Here is a 19,234-nt window from a genome sequence, read left to right as displayed (position 1 = left end):
TTTTGCTGCTGTCAAGGGCATGTAAATCGGTGGCACTCCCCATTTTTTTAAGAACACTTTTTATATGTTACTTCCTTTGCGCGCCCAAAGGAAGTAACCAAAGAAAGGGCGCTCCGTGAAAAGCCTTTTTCCCCGTTCAAGGCCCGTTTTTCGGGAATGTGTGAACTTACGAGCCTTCGGCTCGCCCGGACAGCACCCATTCTTTTTCCGAAAACCGGTTGTGACCGCAGGGCTTTTCAACGGGTTTGTAAATTCACAGGCTTTAATGGTCAATATTCTATTTATAATCAATGTATTACAATACATTTCATTGTGGATTCTGTTGGGTCACCAGCATATAAACATGTCCCCGAATTATTAATCGGGGATCGGCACTTCGTGCCGACCCTTGACAGCATAAATCCACATAATGGTGTTTTTAACAACGCTTTTCACGGCTTCAAAAACTCTTTTGGAGAAAGCGCCCGCCGGGTGAAACGCACTGTCCTGACTGCCCCTTTGAACCAGTACACCCTGTTGATACGGACACCGATCGACGTTTTTCCCGCTTTCGGCGGTGTGAACGAGGCGATACCGGCGGAAAGTTCCATGACACCGTTTATATAGTGCCGCATTTCACGGCCGTCGAACACGAACGCCGCGTTGTACCATTCGCCGAGCGGATGGGTGTTCCCCATTTCGAGCAGGGTCTGGTCGGTCTCGCCGGATTTCATGTAGGTATCGAGACTCCACCTGCTGTTCTCGATGAGCCGTGTCTCGATGAGCAGACGGTTGTCGCCGCCGTCTTCCTGAAGATGAAGAAAACGCTGTTCGGGAGCGCCGTCCCGGTCGGGGCGGAAGACAATCTCAATGGTGAACGCCGTTGCCCCTTCGAGCGGGTGGCTGTCCATAACGAGGGCATCCCTGACACCGTCGAACAGGAGCGCTTTTCCGCGCGGAGTATCGATACAGCGGGGAGAACCGAGAACGGTCGGCGTATTGCCGCCGATGGAAGTCAGGTTATCGATATTCCAGACAATCTGCCCGGGTTCTTTCGTGGTGTTTGCGCCCGGTTTGAAAAAGGAGCACGAAAAAACAAGGAGAAATGCCGGTACGGCTGTAATAACCAGGAACCTGTTCATACATTCCCGCCTCTCGTATCATTGATTAATGCTATTTTCTTTTCGGACGGTTACGGATTTTATCGCGGATACGGGCGGCATCCTCGAACCGTTCCTCGGTGACAGCCTTTTTGAGCTCATCTTCGAGACTCGGGGGGCTTTTTCTGAGAAATTCGTTTTTCAGCGCTTTCAGGATGGAGAGCTCAACCGACGATTCTATTTCCTCAGCGAGGCCGTATTCATTGTAGAACTCCATAATCTCCCCGATACCGGTATCGAACAGCTCGACAGCCTCCTCGATGCCGGTGGCAGGATTTTCGCGGAGACGGATAGATGCTTTTGCGCGGGTGTTCATCATGATGATATAGGGACGGAACTGGTCGAGCGACCATCGGTCGATCTCGCCCGGCGCATATTTCTTGACAAATGCGAAGAGCCGTCTATTACGATCGGTGTCTCGGACGACACGGGGGTAATCCTCGAGCTTCATAAGACTCAGATAGCGGTAATAATACTGCACTCCTTCGTGACGGAGTATTTTGCAATCATCGCTGGTGAGCGAGAAAAAATCGTCCACCTTCCCGGCTTCATATATATCCCTCTGGCGTTCGTAGTATTCGAGCCAGGATTCGAAGCCTTCGGGATTTTCACCGGCAGGATGACCGTCCAGCTCCATCTGGATGATACCCATGTCGATACGCATCTGGAGTTTTGGCCCTTCGGGTGTATCTATAATGCGGACGACCAGGTCGTCATCGGGGTTGTACGGCCAGTTTTTGAGAATATGTCCTATATCGTATTTCATCGAATAATCAACCATTTCAGTCGGGAAAATGTTTCATGGAGTCAATGATCTTTTTTCGGGTTATTCAATGAGCTTATAAACACAAATTTATTGTACGAGTATTGTCATTCCCAAGAACGAAGTGAATTGGGAATCCAGTATAAATATCGCCATGTCATGAGCAGTAGATGATGGATTCCCGTTTTCACGGGAATGGCACTTTAATGTGTGAAAACATCTCATTCGTAAGTTTTATGCACTGATTGAATAACCAGAATCCTTTTTATCAACACCAATATAATCCTCAATCATCGTTTGCGGCAAATCAAATGGTTCCGCTGGCGTTTTTAAATGCCCATACGTTATGTATCAGTCGAAACCCTGTATTCGAACCGCCCCGAGAAATAGTCTTTATGAATTTTACGGAGCTCGCCGCCGAGCAGTACGAGCGCCAGCAGGTTCGGCAGAGCCATGCACGCATTCATGACATCGGCAAAAGCCCAGACTGTTTCAAGCTGAAGAATTGCGCCGATAAAAACAAAAATCACAAAAATGAAGCGATAATACTTGATCACTCCCAGCCCGAACAGGTATTCCATGGATATCTCGCCGTAATAGCTCCACCCGAGGATCGTCGAATACGCGAATACCGCGAGTCCGATAGCGGTGACAAGATTACCGATTGCCACGGAGCCGAGGAGCGTATCGAACGATATAGCGGTAAGCTTTGCCCCCGTTTCGGTCCCTATCGACTGCGACATGACGATGATAAAGCCGGTCATGGAACAGACCACCATGGTGTCGATGAATGTCTGGGTCATTGATACGAGAGCCTGGGTGACCGGATGATCGGTTCGCGCCGCCGCCGCGGCAATCGGGGATGAGCCCTGGCCGCTTTCATTCGACAGGAGGCCGCGGGCGAGACCGTACCGCATCGCCTCTTTGACACCCGCACCGACAACGCCGCCGAAAACCGCTTTTCCGGTGAGCGCATGGACAAAAATCGATTTCAGGGCCATTGGGAACAGGTGCAGGTTCATGAAGACCGCTATCAATCCGGCGATCATGTAGAAGGCTATCATAATCGGTACGAACACCTGCGTGACCTTGCCGATGGATTTGATTCCGCCGATAATGACCATACCCGCCAGAACCGCAATAGTGATTCCGGTAATCCAGTTCGGAATACCGAACGCGCCATGAATGGCCTCGGCAACCGAATTCGACTGGATCATGTTCCCGGTGCCGAAAGCGGCAACGCTTGCGCATGCAGCGAACACAATCGCCAGCCACTTGCATTTGAGCCCTTTTTCAATATAAAACATGGGGCCGCCGGCGACCGTGCCGTTCGGCTCGATTGTCCGGTACCGGATAGCGAGCATTGCCTCGGAATACTTGGTGGCCATGCCGACGAGGCCGGTCACCCACATCCAGAACATGCCTCCCGGGCCGCCCATGGCGATCGCGGTTCCCACCCCGGCGATATTACCCGTTCCGACCGTGGCAGCAAGGGCTGTCATCAACGCCTGGAAATGCGATATATCCCCGGGACTGGTTTCGTCATGAGGCGGAAGAAAAATCATCCTGAGCGCTTTTGCCATATACCTGAACTGGACAAATCCCAGATTGACAGTCAGATACAGCCCGGTGCCGATAAGAGCGATCATGAGGGGTATGCCCCAGAGTACATCTGAAATTTTAACGAGCAGTGCATGAATAAATTCCATGTAACCCCCGACAATATATAAGTTATGGTTTCTTAACGTTTTTGTTCTTCAGGCGCTCTTCGATATACGGCGGAAATCCTTTGAGAAGCTTCCCCGGATTGTAATTGATGCTGTCAACGAGCACGATATGAAATCCGATAATCGAAACAAACGGTCTGCTGATTGCACCGGTATCGAGACCCATGACCGCATTCGCGAAATCGGGCAGCATGTCCCCGGGTTTCTGCCACACCATGTACCCATCCGTATCAGCGAGGGTATCGTAGGTGTTGTACCGGGCGAACAGGGTCTCGAACCGCTCACCCCCGATGAGCCTGGTCCGGATCGATGCGAGGGTTTCAAGCACGGCCATGCTGTCGGCTCTGTCGGGAGTCAGCATGAAAAGGATATGCCGGGCGTGACGTTTGTCCCCGTTAATCGCGATAAGGTTGATGATATGATAACCGTACTGTGTTTTTACCAGCCCCCTGATTTCACCCGGTTTCATGGCGAACACGGCGTCCGAGAAAGGTTTTACCATCTGGCTGCGGGTGAAAAATCCGAGGTCGCCGCCTGTTTTTCCGGCGCCGGGTTCCTGCGAATACCGTTTCGCCAGCGCGGTGAAATTTCCACCTTTCGAGGCTTCCGCAAGCACCGTTTCGGCAAGTTTCCGTACTTCGGCATCACGGCGCGGTGAAACGACAGCATCCATCATGATCTGACGGAGACGGTACTGCACGGGGGACTTTACCGGCTGTTTCGGATCGCCGTATATGCGGGGAATCAACCCGGAATTCAAAACGAGCACAAGAAGGGTAATACGTTGGATTATCTGAAAGTTCACGGATTATTTCCTTAAATGGTTTCGGCATTGTGAAAATGTACTATAATATATCAGCCGAAAAATGGCAACACCGGGTTTATATTGAAATCCCCCAAAAGCTTTGAACCGGGATTACCATGATTAAAAAGGATGACCGCGATTGAACCGGGGAATCTTCTCATCCGGATAATCACGATTCCGATTCTGCTTGCCATCGGGGACATATTTTCATATTTTAGAAATATATATATTCATAGCTTCCACGGTACGGAGAGGTGACCGAGTAGGCTGAAGGTGCTCGCCTGCTAAGCGAGTGGTGGTCCAAAAACTGCCCCAGGGTTCGAATCCCTGCCTCTCCGCCATTTGCCATATAATGGGTTTTTATCTTTAAAAGCCGACCCAATTACCTCTTGTGTTCAATATCTCCGGACTGTCCCGCATTGTATAGTTTTTTTTCATGGTTTTTCCACGGGCAATTCGATTTATTCATAAAAATATTGACCACAATGACATAAACAAAGGTAAGATATTATTTATACTGCCTTGAGCGGGTAATCACCGTTTACATCAAAAAAAGATTTGCATAAAAAAAACAAATCCGTGTTTATCAACCCAATCCGCGAATATCCGCGTTCTATCATATCTTGTGAATAAACCGTGTTAATTTTTGTCCGAACCTCCTCATTCCAAAACCGGGTTCCGCCGATATCTTCGGATCGGGAGTACCCTGGCATAGTATCCAGACAGTTTTTTGACGGTTTTTGTCTATGTGTCCATATGGAGCGGGAGCGGAGATTCAGGTTTTCTTCGGCGACAACTGCTTTCGGGTCATCATATCGTGCCGGATGAATTTATATGCAGTTGCGTTCATACGATCCCTTATATATATTCCTCATATATTCCTCACATGATGTTAAAACCGAGCCATCGGAGACAGCCATGAAAGAATCGCAGCCCGGCAAAAAGATAAAAGAGAGAATCATCGAGACGGATCAGGGTATTCAGGGAGAATCCGATGTAAAAATCTTTGATCAAATGCAGAGAAATTTACGGGATAAGGGTTATATGGAAACGGACGATATCATCAAATTCGGAATCGATAAGGGTGAAGTTCTGGAAATCGGTCCCGGTCCCGGTTATCTCGGGCTTGAGTGGCTGAAAAAAACAGAGGGAACGGTTTTGAAAGGTGTGGAAATCAGCGGGAATATGATCAGTATGGCCATGAAAAATGCCAGCGATTACAAGCTTGAAAACAGAGTCGGGTATAAAAATGGCAGAGCCGAAGAAATACCTTTTGCGGACGACACTTTCGATGCAGTATTTTCGAATGGGTCTTTGCATGAATGGAGCGAACCGGGAAAAGCCTTCGCAGAAATTTACCGTGTGTTAAAGCCGGGAGGCAAGTTCCATATAAGCGATTTGAAAAGAAATATGAATCCCTTCGTGGTCTGGTTTATGAAAATCAATGTGAAGCCGGCAGAAATACGCCCCGGCCTGGTGTCTTCCATCAACGCAGCTTATATCAAAAGTGAAATTGAGGAAATTCTTGCCGAGACTGGCCTTAAAAATGCGGAAGTGTCTGAAAATATCTTCGGACTGCTGATTAAAGGGGGTAAACAACCATGAACAACCAGGAGCAGAATAATCAGTGTTGCCCGGAATTCGATCCTCAGCCGTGGGACGGGAAACTATTCGAGTGGAACAACAGGCTGTTCATCAGAGACAAGGTATTTACGGTTTTTTACATGCCCTTTAATTTCGGGGCGGTCATGAAAAGGCTCGACAGGAAGGTGAGAGAAGCGCATGCGGGTATGCCGGACAGGCTTTGTTTATCGGATCATACCTCAAAATGGAATATGGATGTTTATTTGTCCGTCGATAAAGAAATTCCAGCCGCCGACACTGTTACATTATCCGGAAAATTCCTGAGTAAAGTTTATGAGGGGCCTTATAAAGATACGGGAAAGTGGTGTAAAGATTTTGAAAGTTACGTCGCCAGTAAAGAGCTTTCCATAAAAAAATGGTATATGTGGTATACTACCTGCCCCAAGTGCGCAAAAAAACACGGAAAAAACTATGTTGTGATTGTCGCACAGGTAAATGAATAATTATTTGGTGATTTCCCCCATTTTTTTGCATAAAATATCGCTCTGGTAAGAGGGCACAAACCGACAAAAACAAATTTGATAAAAATTCACGATAAAATCTAAATTTATTCTTGCTTTTTGCCGAATTGATATTATTATTCTCAAGACTTATGTCCAAAATCGAGGATTTTCTGTCCGAATTCAATGTTATATAACGCCCCAATTTTCTAACGGAGATCTCAACATGAGACATCGTGTTATCGGGATTATTTTATCGATTTGGATTTTATGTCTTGCCGTGAATGTTTACGCTCAAAATGTTTATGACCTTCGTAAGCTCACTGAGCAAGACTGGCTTGCAATGTCTACGGAAGATCGTCTCAATGCTCTTTCGATGGCGATGAAAGAGAGTAAGAATCAGACTTTCATGGGCAGTTTCGGCTCCAATTACGATATGTACAAAAAATGGGGTTATTCATTTTATGAAATGGAAGACCGTTACGAGAACCTGTCCTTCAGGGGTTTCGAAAACTATAATATTATCGAAGAACGAAGGATGAGATGGTCGTACAACGAGTTCGGCGACAGGATTGCGCGAATGCGTGCCGATGGAAATATCTGGCATGAAACGTACACCGGGGACGGTCAGTTTGCCGTTGAAATGCCGAACCGATACATAAACTCCATGGCCACTATGGATATCGACGGTGTATGGGTTGCAAAAGAAGCCACCAACGACTGGGCTTTTTCAGCTATCGGCGCCGGAGCGATCCGCAACAAGTTTTCCCCGCTGACCCTGAGCCTTCCGAACGTGAACGGCATGAGAATGGATTTCCAGACCAACAATACGAACATCGCTATCGTCAACAGCAACCTTCTGGGAACGTGGTGGCATACTTATTACGGCACGAGCTCCAATACTATCTGGGATTCCCAGCTGGTAAAAAAGGGCGGCGTGCTCCTGAGAGGCGGATATCTCAGGCGGAAGTTCGGCGTTCTCACTCTCGGCGCATCTTATGTCAACGAGTACGGCGTTCAGGGCAACCGTGAAGAAGGACACGACATGTACGGTACGGTCAGCAACTACACACCGACTCCGATGATGGTTGCCGTCCGGTTCTCGGACGACTCACCGGAAGACAACGAGGGCGGCCCGATTATTTATAGTGTCCGTATCAAGGTTAACGGTAAATTTCATGACGATATAATTCCCGACATAATGCTCGATGATTCAACGCGAGACCGTACAACCGCAATCACTAAAATCACCGAGCAGGATTATGTCGATCCGCCACCGTCAGTGAAAATCGGAAGGCCGAATTACGATTATCTCGGAATCGAGGGCCGTGTACCGAAATTCGCGGATTACTTCTACATGAAAGATTACATCAAAGGCACCTCCGTCGGTGTCAAGCATGTGGAGAAAAACTTCAACATCACTCTCGGTAACCAGTATTATCAGTTCGTCGACCCCGGCTCGGGAGCGGTATCGGTCAACGGCACCCAGACGGCGGTATACTTTTTCGACATCGCCAACATCAAGGAACATGTGAACCGGGTGGAAGCCTATATTACCGTCGCCAATGACTACCGGATCGAGACTACCCTGATATATACCAAGGATACCGCGGGCGGTCATGATACGGCCGGTAAAGTCAAGACATTCTACGACGCGACATACTGGAAGATCATGGAGCAGGCTGAAGGAAACGTCAAGGACAAGTCCAATGTTACCAACCTGACCATCGATTTCGGTGTCCAGGTCGCGTGTATCATTTACGGCCTCGATTTTGACTTCAACTACCGTGGTCTCAAAATAACCGGCGAATATGTGACCAATTCAAACCATTACATGTTCCCCGATGAAAATCCGGGAACGGGTTTCCCGACCGATATCGTCAGCGGTCAGGCTCCCCGAACCGGTTACAAGTTCGCGCAGCGTGATCACGCTTATTATGTGACCGCGCAGAAAGACTGGAACAGATTCGGTTTCTCCGGTGAAGTGTTCAAGATGGGCAAATTCTATCGACCCTATCTGGATTATTTCTATGCGATAGCCGGTGAAATGGGGTATGGCGTATCGGCCATCAACTCACGAAACAACACGGTCAGGTTCCCGCTCATCGAGGACAACGACGATAACGACCAGTATCCCGACACCATGATCGAGCAGAACACGATGGGATACCGGATTATCTCGACAGAGGACCCGGACGGTGTGTTCCCCGGCAACGATGCAGACAATGACGGTATAGCCGACAACAACAAAAACAACAACGGCCTTCCCGATTATGATGAGCCGTTCCTGATGTTCGATGTCGATCCCGATCAGTTCGTCTTCGGAAATGATTACAATAACAATACAATCCCCGACTTCCGTGAAGACGACATGAAAATGGATACGCCGTACGATCTCGACCGTCAGGGGCGCCATTTCTCGCTGAGGTATACTCCTGCCCACAGCGTCAACCTGATAATAGGTTCTTTCAGGACTCACGGCGTTGGCACAGTTTACAGGACAAACGACGATTACTTCAAGCTCAATGTTAATTACGATGTTTTCGGTATCGGGAAAATGTTTGCCGAATACCGTTATGAAAGAATCCAGGACGATATACGCGACCAGTATATCCAGGTTTCCACCAAGATGAAGGAAAATTACCTCGAACCCGGTATTACCGCATCGATCGGACGTTTTACCCGTGAACTGTATTATGACGAGCTCGAGTATAAAAACTCGAAAGTGAACCGTATATTCATGGATTCGGCTATCCGGGCCATTCCTTCGATCATCATGGAAAACCATGTGAAATTCGAGGTAAACAATCAGGTTGAAGGTGTCATGTACGATAAAACCTATCAGCCGAAAGAAACTATAAATACGTTCGCTATGGTAAATAAGGTTATTTATAACAAGCAGTTCGGTAACTTCGTGTTTTCCCCGGGCGTCAAATTCCGCTTTTATAAAAAAGATCGCCGCGATGTCGCCCGTCCCGGAGATTACTATGTAACCCGTATTCCGCTCATCATGCTGAAATACATCATTTCCGACAGAACGGATGTCATGCTGGGACTTCAGGGTCTCCCGGGCTTTGAGTTCGATTACAAGGACCATGTTCAGGCTGAGAACGATTACCAGCAGAAGACCTACTGCATCCAGCTTCAGAACCGTTCGATTTATTTCGGGTATAATATCTGGGCTGCAACCGGAATAAGATATGACGAAAAAATGTATTCCGAAACGACCCGTGAATTCGAGAATTACAAGTCTTCGACTTTATATGTGAATGTCAATCTCGGGTGGTAATACTGCAATAGAATATTGAATCAATGAAAAGACCCCGTGATGAGCGGGGTCTTTTTTTTTGTTGCTTGCAGATGAGCCAATTGCAAAAGTCCGGCTTATTGGTTGAAGCCCCCTTCCTGTCCTGCGGACAGAACAGGAAACAACCGTGGTGCAACGACTTCCCTTGCCCTCTCCGGGTGAAAGGGATCGAGGGTCAGGGGGCTGTTGCTGAAAAATCCCTCATTTTAAGCATCATGAATCGACTTTTACAACTTGCTCAGATATTTCTATATTTTGAGCCTTTTGCATAAGGCATACTTTTTCAGAAAGCCCTCCTCCCGTCGCTTTTCGATATCTTTCCCCGGCAGGTGCAGGAAACGGTGCGTCTTATTCTCCCTTGCCCCCTCCGGAGGACACGAATTGCAACGTAGAGCCGCGAAGGGCAGGGAAAAGAGTTGTCAGGGAGCTTGCGTAAAAAGACACTTTTTTCGTGTATTTTTCGGCTTATGCAATTACCTCCTTTGTGTAACTCTTTTGCACCTCCCTGTCCTTCGGACATCCATCCTGTCAGGAAGGACACAGCAGCTCGCCCGCGCTGCGTTTTTATCGCACTTATTGCGCTGCCGCTCTGACGAAGCGGAGCGGAAGGACAGAAGAACACAAAATTCTTTTGGCTTGTGGCATCTTACGGGAGATGTTATCACAGTTCATCAGGGAAAAAAAAGACCCGGCGCAATGACCGGGTCTTCGAAACGAACATGTAATACGGTTTACTTGAGGAGCGTCATCTTCATTGTCTTGGAGAAGCTGCCACTCTTGACCGTGTAGAAATACACGCCTGCCGAGTATGTGGAAGCATTCCATGTAACGCTGTGAGAACCGGCGCTCATAAAATCGCTGGCAACCGTGTCAATCTTCTGTCCCGCCACGTTGAAGATGTCAACGGTGACATTGGACGCTTCGGGAATCGTGAAGTTGATCGTCGTGGTCGGGTTGAACGGATTCGGAGAGTTCTGCGCAACCGCAAAAGCGGCAGGTGCGGCTTCCTCGACACTCACCGGATTGCTGGTCAACACGCCTTTGATGGAGTCATGACCGATGAACCATGTTCCACGAGTCTCATTAGTTGTATAAACCACAACCTCAGTACCACCGATTGAGTTATTATCGGTGTAGATACCGTCGAAGGGTGTACCGCTGTCGATGAAAGCACTTCCCAGTTTAAATCCGGCAGTCTCGCCAGCATAAGCCAGGTATCCAACACCGGTGCCATCAGGAGCGAGCATACCGAAGGATACCGCGCCCATGTCATATGACGGGACGATGGAGAAGAGATTGGCATCAGGGCTTATATTGTATTTATAAGGCCCGATATTGTAGTCGTTGCACACCCAGGGCTTGGGATCGGTCGGCGAGGAGTTGTGGTCGAGCACGTAATCGCCGTTCGAGTTGCTCCATTTATAGAAGTCGACCGTGTCGCCGCTGTCCAGCCAGGCCATCGGGTCGACCATCTGGTTGAGACACGAGCAGTGGCAGTTCAAGAATACCATGCCGTTGCGGATGTCTTGGGTATCGGGTCCGCCGATCATCTGGCCGTTGCCTTCGAGGTCAGCCGGATCGGCCCACCATTCCATCATGTCGAGTTCCGCAATTTTTGTTCCGGCAAAGTCAAAAATGTAGAAATTGGAAACACCGTCGGGGTTATGATAGCCCTGATCAGCGGTATACAGGTAATTGCTATCAGAATTTATAATCGGTGAATGGGAGTCACACTGGGAATTAAAGAGCGCGTATCCGTCTTCGCCAAAATCGGTAACCTGAACGGCATCACCGTTGGGCGTCCATTTCCACCGTGTTATTCCCATGGTCTGCGCTTCACTGTTTTTCACGCCCTGAAAAACGTAATTGAAATCTTTCTGATCCATCCACAGATTGTCACCCTTTGCCCATCCGGTCGGCAGCGTGACCGCGCATGTTTCAATGAGTGTTGAATCCGCAGGATCGTTTCCGATAATCCACCGCTGTGTTTTATTATAGAATATGGGATTTGCCAGAGGTTTTCCGCTTGTATCGAGCTCCTGGTATTGCGCCGTTTGATAATACAGGTACATGAATTTACAAACAGGGGTTTTTGCACCCATGGCATCATACGCCCACATGTAGTATGTATATGTTCCGGCGGGAACTATCCCTCCGTCCTGATCCTTCCCGTTCCAGGTAACTGTATTGCTGCCTTTTGAAAAATTGAACGGAGCGCTCATAAAGACGCATGTATCGATCTTGGATACATAATGCCATCCCATGAAGCCATTCTGCACTGGCGCGATCTTGGCAGCCTGATCCTTGGTATAAACAAAGAACCATACCAATGCATTGGTGCCGGAGACAGTTACAGGAATTTCCAGCGGTTTGCCGGTGAAATCATACTGGACTGTCGGCGCTGCGCTGAGTTTAAGCAGTGTTGGAGAGAATTTCGCGGAAAATGCCAGAGATGAAACGAGTGCAAAACACAGAGCCAAAAGAATTACTTTTTTCATAATTTCCCCCTTATGATCCAAACAATTCGCTACTCGTTGGACTTCCCCTTTAACACATCAAACTCCGATCCATCACCTCCTTAACAGTATCGTATATGTTTGTAAACTTCGTTGAACCAAATAACGGCAAGCAGTTAATAAAAAGAAGCTAATATAAATTTAAAGGTGTGTCAATATACTTTTTCATAGTATATAACTTTTTCCTTATAATAGACTGACGTTTACCGAACTGTAACCGAACCTTCCCCCGCAGGCAATGTCACCGTGACAACCATCCGTAGCGGATCATAGGTGAATTCAGTTTTTAGGGCGTTTACCGTGACATTCGCCGGTTTCGATGCTACCCCTATTGCAGTCTTGGTTTCACAGCAGGAGTAATAAATCATCCCGCTGGCCGAAATCTCCGCGGTGACCGGCTTTTCGGATTCAAGCACACATTTCCCGTTCCGTGCGAGAGTCGTGCACTTCGCGGCAAATATCGCCGGGCCGTCATACGTCACAGCGAGCGCATCGGTTTTCAGGTCCCCGGATTCATATAGACTGCCGGGATTCGTCGAAAAGACAAACGGCGTTCCGTTCGCGGTTCCGGATATGCACCCTTTGCCCGGGACGGTTGCGATGTCGGGCTCGCCGCCCTGCTCAGTTGTAAGGATATTTGCCATGACCAGCGGTACCCCCGCGGTACGGGCGGTCACCGTGAGCATACCCTCCTTTTCGAGCGGCTTGTCGTTGAGCAGCGTATAGAGGTAGTGCGGCGTTTCAACCGCTTCGACCTCCATAAACGAAGGGGTAAGATGTTTTATAAAGAGCGTCGCGCTGTCTTTGGCGATTTTCGAGCATTCCTTCGATGGCGTGATGTCTTTGAGATGTGCCGTCTGGTACAGGAGTGTGACATCCACATCACGGTCGGCGGGAACGACGGTATCGAGCATGAGCAGCGTTCTTGGTTTGAGATAGAGGACATTCCGCTCGATGCTTTTAACTTTACCCCAGTAGAGCCTGCCGATATTGCCGGAGCTGAACGCCGCTTTTTCGCCGTCCAGAAAATGAGTCATGTATGCATAGTCGCTGAAGCCGTCCACATGGTGGAGCGTATCGCCGACACGCTGACTCTGGTGGTTATGGTCGATGAGGATTGTGGAATGGGCGACCGGCTGCGTATACCACGGCTGGTAGAGCGGGTCTTCATAGTACGTGCTGCCGTGACGTTCCTCTATAAAGAGGTTTCCGCGGTCGGAAAGCCAGAACGAACCCTGATCGAGGTGCTGGTGGTTGACAAAAGGCCCGGTGCGCATGACGAATACGAAATCGCCGGGCTCCCAGCCGCTCTTGAACACCGTGGTGCCGACCTCGCGGAAGAGCCTCACCGGCTTCTCGTCGAACGGATCGTCCTGCGGGACATCCGCGGTCTCATAAAGAACGTCCATGAACGTCTCGCCCCGTTTCAGGTAGTTATAGAACCAGCTGAGGAGCGGATCCTTGTATTTGGGTAAAAGCCACGCAAAATTGGTGAGCGGTCCGAGACCTCCGCTCGAATCCCCGAAATAGAAATACCGCTTGTCCTTGACTATTCCAGCCCATATGAGCTCCCGGTACGATCGATTGAGCTTGCCGGACATATCGACCTTGAAAACGTTCTCGACCGCCGGAAGGCTCTTCGACCACGACAGCATCGAGAAGTTGAAATAGCCCCATCCTTCTCCGTACGCGCCGTCCTTGTCGAGAACATACTGTATGAGCTGATGATCTTTCATAACAGCGCCGGTGAAATACGGCTCCATCATGGCGACATCGGGACCGTCGCCGTACATCGCCGCCTGGCACATGAGCGAACCGCCGGTGATGTGGGCAACCCAGTTCGATGTGTTGCTCGTCACGAGATCATCCTCGACATACCCCTTATGACAGCCCAGAACGATATTCTTCATCATGGCGGAACGGACAAGTATGCGCTCGTTTTCGTCCATAAGGTCATACACGAGATCGTAACCGAGCGCCACTTCCATGCCGAGCTCACCGACCGGATAATAAATATTCCTGCCGCGTTTCTGCATCCACGGATTAAGCCAGTAGGGGAATTTCGATATGGAGACAAGCAGGTTTTTCGTATATTCACCCGCCTCACGGTCGCTGCACAGTCCATATGCAAGCGCGTTGTCATGAATGGTGCTTTCCCATGTGCCGATCTTGGAGAACCATGCGTCGCTCCCGCCGCCGATGAGCCAGTTTTCATCGGGGAACTGGTCGATATCGAACACAATGCTGTCGAGCGGAAGCTTCTCGCGGCTCGATTTCGCCGATTTTATCATGTCCTCATATATGTTTTTGAACCGCTCGCTTTTAAGACGGGCATCGATCCATTTTTTCCGCTCCGCATCGAACCAGAGACGGGGATGCGCACCGCCGACAACTGTGGGGGCGATATACAAGGTAAATTCTGTCTCGGCCTGTTTACCGCCGTTCCGGGATGCGGTGAGCTTCCCAAGATACAATCCCTCGGGCCAGGAGAGCTTCAACGGCTTGAGCGACCACGTATTCCCGTTTTTGGTGAGGGGCGCCGAGAGGATTTTCTTCGACCGGTCGGTAAAGAGAGTGACATCGAGCGTTACCGTGTCCGCTTCGAGCGGCCATTCGCCCGCCAGGGAAAACGTATCGCCCTTACGGTAGTGGTTCCGGGCGATATACGGCTTCCATTCGGAGAGTTTGAATACCTTTGGGTCGACAAACCGGAACACCAGTTCACGGGCGCCTTTGACCACGACATCATCGATACCGAGATAGATCGGCATGACAGGATCGGCATTCGGAATTTGGGTGAGAACGGCAAGTGCATTGACCTTGAAACGGTCTTTCCCGGCGATGCAGGGATTTTCACGGATGAAATCGGTATAATCGACTGTTATCCGTTCCCACCTGTTGGACGGAGGATCGGGAACAGTCACATCGAGCTTGCCATCGGCCCCCGCGGCAATACGGATTTTGAAAAATTTAACCGGCAGGTTGGTTTTGAGATAATACCGGAGGGATACGGAAGAGCCGGGCGTCATGTACATGTCGAGCTCTTTCTGCGCTCCTGCATAATTATCGACATTCGAATAGGGTGTCACAATCTGGACGAGAGATATGTTGGGATCGCCCGGGACGATGGTGTTCACCCGGATGTTGGGGTCGTATGCCGTGTCCTGCCAGAGCGGGTAGGACGCCCATGCCGACAGCTCGCGGGTCTCGAAGTCCTGGGTGTAGGTAAACGGTTCGAGGATGACACCGGCATGACCGGCACAGGGAAAACCTGCCATAACGGCCGCCAGAAAAGTACATACGATAAAAATATTTCTCATAGTGTTCCTCCGGATATGCGCATGCCGACCCCTGAGCGGTCAGCCATTCGTTAATCGAAAATTCTGGCTCTGCATATGATTATTTGGGAGATGGTATAAATCTGAAGTTTTGAATAACTTATTGATAATGTAACATGCTATATGGCTTTCGTCATGTCAAGGATTTTATATGTTTTCTCCGGTATTCTTTTTGAGAGCTGTGAAAAAGTATTTTTCATGAGCCCCGGGCCGGAATGTGTTGTTTTGTTGCTGTCAAGGGCATGTAAATCGGCACTCCGTACCGACCCTTGACAGCTTATATCCACGTAAATGGTATTTATCACAACACTTTTATGATGTCTGAAAATCTCGACATATGTTTGAAAAATCGGGACATCGGAAAAAGTTATTATACCATGACCAGTGATCATGATTACCATGATAAAAATCACGGGAATTACGGCATCATTCGGATCATTGAGGTGAACGGTCTCTCAGCAAGGTATATTATAACGGTGTTCGGATATTGACTTAACGAAAATATTTTAGTATATTTCCAAGTTCAAATAGTAATACCGGCAGTTATACCTGGAACAGGGAGGTTATGTGATACGAAGCATGACAGGCTTCGGAAGAGCCGAATACTCGGAAAACGGCTCGACCATCGTTGTCGAGATTCACAGCGTGAACGGCCGTTTTTTCGATGTGCGCATGAAACTTCCCCGGCTGCTCTATGAGTACGAGCTCGAGCTGCGGAAAATAACACAGGAATACGTCTCGCGCGGCAAGGTTTCCGTAACGGTGAACCTGAACAGCATGAACGCCCGCGCCGAAGGTCTTGAAATGGATTATTCCCTCGCCGACAAATATATCGCCCTGTCGCGGGATATTGCCCGGCGGTATGATATAGACGATACCATGGATACCCGCACGCTCATGGCGTTTCCCGATGTTATCATGTCCGGTGACGATACCGGGCTGGCCGAAGAATTCTGGGCCAGAACGGAAAAGGTCATGCGGTCAGCTCTCGAAATTCACCGGGCGATGAGGGAAAAGGAAGGTTCCGCCATAGGGGATGATATACAATCGAGGCTTGCAGTAATCAACGGGTATCTCGGGCAGATCGAGAACCGTATTCCCGAGGTCAGGGAATCCAACAGGGAACGGCTTCTCAAACGTCTGGAAACACTTGTCGGCCAGGATAAAATGGACGAAATCAGGTTCTCGATGGAAGCGGCGCTCTATGCTGACCGTCTCGATGTTACCGAGGAATGTGTGCGTTTCAGGTCCCATAACGAGCAGTTCGCCCATGAGATCGCACGGGAAATAACATCCGGGAAAAAGCTCCTGTTCCTGCTCCAGGAAATGAGCCGCGAGGCGAATACCATCGGCTCGAAAATAATGGATGCCGAATGCGCACAGATTGTGGTGAAAATAAAAGAAGAGCTTGAAAAGATGCGTGAACAGGCCGAAAATATGGAATAACCGTAATTACTGTTCCGGAACCATCAGGAGAATGCATATTATTGAGATGCCGGTAATCGGTTGAATGACGATACATTGTGCATGTTTTGAATGTTCAGCCTGAAACAAGTCAGGGTGACGGTCATAAGAACCTGTTTCGGCATCAAATTCGAAGAAAATAATAATTATTGTCATGTACAGAAAAGGAAGCATGATTCAGGTCTTGAAACATGTCATTCCGTACCGGTTATTATACCCAGAGAACCATTTCCGGATTCGGGAGCCGAAAGAACTCATCGGGCCGATGAAATTACGAGAATATGAGGTAATATGGTAAACCAGGAATCCGCTTCAGGAGGCATTCCCGGAAGGTGTATGATTTTTGTCATTTCCGCGCCATCAGGAGCGGGGAAAACGAGTGTTCTGCACCGGGTGCTGGAATATCATCCGGAGCTCGTTTTTTCCGTTTCGGTCACTACCCGTCAGCCGCGCGGAAACGAACGTGACGGGATCGATTACCATTTTGTCGATGACAAGCTTTTTGACGAGTATATCAGGAAGGAAGAATTTGTCGAATGGGCGGTTGTACACGGATGCAGGTACGGGACCCTGAAAAGCGAGGTACAGGCTGCCCTCGATAGAGGCCGTTCGGTTATCATGGATACCGACACGGTGGGAGCGTTTGCCATAAAAAAACATTATCCGGAGGCGGTTCTCATTTTTATTACCACGCCTTCGCCCGAAATTCTTGACGATCGTCTGAGGAAACGTGATACGGAATCACCCGAGCGTCTTGAAAAAAGACTGTCGGCCGCTCCGAAAGAAATAGCAAAAATGAAAGATTATAATTATATAGTAGTAAATGATATCCTGGATTCTGCGGTTTCGCGGCTTCATTGCATAATCGAGGCCGAGAAACTCAGAAGCGGGAGAGTAGTACTGACATTAGCTGAATGGAGGAAATACCTTGGTTGAGAATGAAAAAACTACCCCCGTGGTGGAAAAAGTATTTGGAAATCTTGATTTCGAGAGTATTAATATTGACAATGTCGATGTCAATCCATACGAAGTAGTTGTGGCAGTGGCCAAGACAGCGCGGGAAATCAACGACAAAGCCCGCAAATTCCTCGGCCCGGAAATCGAGGTTCGGCCCACTATAATGGCAATGGATAAACTGGGTAAAGGCGATATAACTTTTATCTATGATGAAGATGAACTCCATCCGGCTCCGGAAACTCCGGCAGTAAAAGAATGATTTCAGACGATTCCGGGCTTCTCGCCGCGTTTGTTGCCCAGCGCATGGAAATGGGCGAGACAGAATGGTATTTCAAGCCCGATATGGCACAGGTAAAGAACGCCGGATCGGCAAAACCACGACCGGCGCATGTCACACCCTCGGCTGCAGCGGCTGCACGGACAGGACAGGAACACCCGGCCGTCCCTGAAAAAGACGCGGGTGAATGCGCTCGCCCGGATGTGAGTGAAGAAGCCATCAGAGCCCAGTCGGGTCTTGACGAACTATACGGAGCGGTATGCGGGTGCACACGGTGCGGTCTGGGTTCTCTGAGGAAAAAGTTTGTGTTCGGTGACGGCAACCCCGATGCGGATATCATGTTCATCGGCGAAGCTCCGGGAGCCGATGAAGATGCCCAGGGACTGCCGTTTGTCGGACGCGCCGGGCAGCTTCTCACCCGTATGATAGAAGCCATCAAATTCACCCGCAGAGAGGTGTACATCGGGAACATTCTCAAGTGCCGCCCTCCCGGAAACCGCGATCCCAAGGCCGACGAAATCGAGATGTGCGAACCGATTCTCATCAGGCAGATCGAAATAATCAAGCCTGCCATTATCTGCGCCCTCGGGAGGATAGCCGGGCAGACACTTCTCCGGACCAATTCCACTCTCGGGGCTCTCCGCGGGAAAGTACATGACTATCATGGGGTGAAACTGATGGTGACATATCACCCCGCGGCGCTTTTGAGAAATCCGAACTGGAAACCGGGAGCATGGGAAGACCTCAAATTCCTTCGCCGTGAGTATGACGGATTGGAGATAGTATAGGGGGCGGTGAAAAAGTATCTTTTTCACGCGCCCGATAACGAAATATGTCGTTTTGGTGCTGTCCCCGGA

The 19,234-nt window shown here is 49.2% G+C and carries 13 protein-coding genes and 1 tRNA gene; 8 read left to right on the top strand and 6 right to left on the bottom strand.

Translation table 11 applies throughout. The features are described 5' to 3' along the window. Positions 1-431: 431 nt before the first annotated feature. From LLG96_02945 to LLG96_02930, 4 genes are all read right to left on the bottom strand, one after another. Positions 432-1,121: a LamG domain-containing protein gene (locus LLG96_02945; GenBank protein MCE5249155.1), complete on the bottom strand. Its 690-nt coding sequence runs from the start codon at positions 1,119-1,121 to the stop codon at positions 432-434. A gap of 31 nt (positions 1,122-1,152) precedes the next feature. After that, positions 1,153-1,905: a UvrB/UvrC motif-containing protein gene (locus LLG96_02940; GenBank protein ID MCE5249154.1), complete on the bottom strand. Its 753-nt coding sequence runs from the start codon at positions 1,903-1,905 to the stop codon at positions 1,153-1,155. Between the two features lie 341 nt (positions 1,906-2,246). Next, positions 2,247-3,611, bottom strand: a complete 1,365-nt coding sequence (locus tag LLG96_02935; GenBank protein ID MCE5249153.1) for a sodium:alanine symporter family protein — start codon at positions 3,609-3,611, stop codon at positions 2,247-2,249. A 22-nt stretch (positions 3,612-3,633) separates the two neighbouring features. Beyond that, positions 3,634-4,434, bottom strand: coding sequence for a peptidylprolyl isomerase (locus tag LLG96_02930; protein MCE5249152.1), 801 nt, complete (start codon positions 4,432-4,434; stop codon positions 3,634-3,636). 248 nt (positions 4,435-4,682) lie between these two features. Between LLG96_02930 and LLG96_02925 the strand changes: the two genes are divergently transcribed. From LLG96_02925 to LLG96_02910, 4 genes are all read left to right on the top strand, one after another. Beyond that, a tRNA-Ser gene (locus LLG96_02925) sits at positions 4,683-4,775 on the top strand. A 577-nt stretch (positions 4,776-5,352) separates the two neighbouring features. Next, complete coding sequence (locus LLG96_02920; GenBank protein MCE5249151.1) at positions 5,353-6,039, top strand: class I SAM-dependent methyltransferase; 687 nt, start codon at positions 5,353-5,355, stop codon at positions 6,037-6,039. Continuing rightward, complete coding sequence (locus LLG96_02915) at positions 6,036-6,521, top strand: hypothetical protein (GenBank protein MCE5249150.1); 486 nt, start codon at positions 6,036-6,038, stop codon at positions 6,519-6,521. Before LLG96_02920 ends, LLG96_02915 begins: the two co-directional genes overlap by 4 nt. A 223-nt stretch (positions 6,522-6,744) precedes the next feature. Then, positions 6,745-9,807, top strand: coding sequence for a hypothetical protein (locus LLG96_02910; GenBank protein ID MCE5249149.1), 3,063 nt, complete (start codon positions 6,745-6,747; stop codon positions 9,805-9,807). A gap of 749 nt (positions 9,808-10,556) precedes the next feature. On the opposite strand, the gene LLG96_02905 is transcribed toward LLG96_02910, so the two are convergent. Both LLG96_02905 and LLG96_02900 read right to left on the bottom strand, forming a co-directional pair. Next, a complete protein-coding gene (locus LLG96_02905) occupies positions 10,557-12,323 on the bottom strand; it encodes a T9SS type A sorting domain-containing protein (protein MCE5249148.1) in 1,767 nt (588 codons plus the stop codon). Between the two features lie 221 nt (positions 12,324-12,544). Next, on the bottom strand, positions 12,545-15,661 hold the full coding sequence (locus LLG96_02900) for a heparinase II/III-family protein (GenBank protein ID MCE5249147.1): 3,117 nt from the start codon (positions 15,659-15,661) through the stop codon (positions 12,545-12,547). A 585-nt stretch (positions 15,662-16,246) separates the two neighbouring features. On the opposite strand from LLG96_02900, the gene LLG96_02895 reads away from it, so the two are divergent. From LLG96_02895 to LLG96_02880, 4 genes are all read left to right on the top strand, one after another. Then, positions 16,247-17,125 (top strand): YicC family protein, encoded by an 879-nt coding sequence (locus LLG96_02895; GenBank protein MCE5249146.1) that lies wholly within the window; start codon positions 16,247-16,249, stop codon positions 17,123-17,125. Between the two features lie 354 nt (positions 17,126-17,479). Further along, entirely contained in the window at positions 17,480-18,079 is a 600-nt protein-coding gene (gene gmk, locus LLG96_02890) for a guanylate kinase (GenBank protein MCE5249145.1), read from the top strand. Beyond that, positions 18,072-18,359, top strand: coding sequence for a hypothetical protein (locus tag LLG96_02885; GenBank protein ID MCE5249144.1), 288 nt, complete (start codon positions 18,072-18,074; stop codon positions 18,357-18,359). The genes gmk and LLG96_02885 overlap by 8 nt, the downstream gene beginning before the upstream one ends. Then, complete coding sequence (locus LLG96_02880) at positions 18,356-19,165, top strand: uracil-DNA glycosylase (protein ID MCE5249143.1); 810 nt, start codon at positions 18,356-18,358, stop codon at positions 19,163-19,165. The genes LLG96_02885 and LLG96_02880 overlap by 4 nt, the downstream gene beginning before the upstream one ends. The last annotated feature ends 69 nt before the right edge of the window (positions 19,166-19,234 follow it).

Source organism: bacterium (assembly GCA_021372535.1).
Taxonomy (GTDB): domain Bacteria; phylum Latescibacterota; class Latescibacteria; order Latescibacterales; family Latescibacteraceae; genus JAFGMP01.
This window is presented reverse-complemented; position numbering and strand designations above follow the sequence as displayed.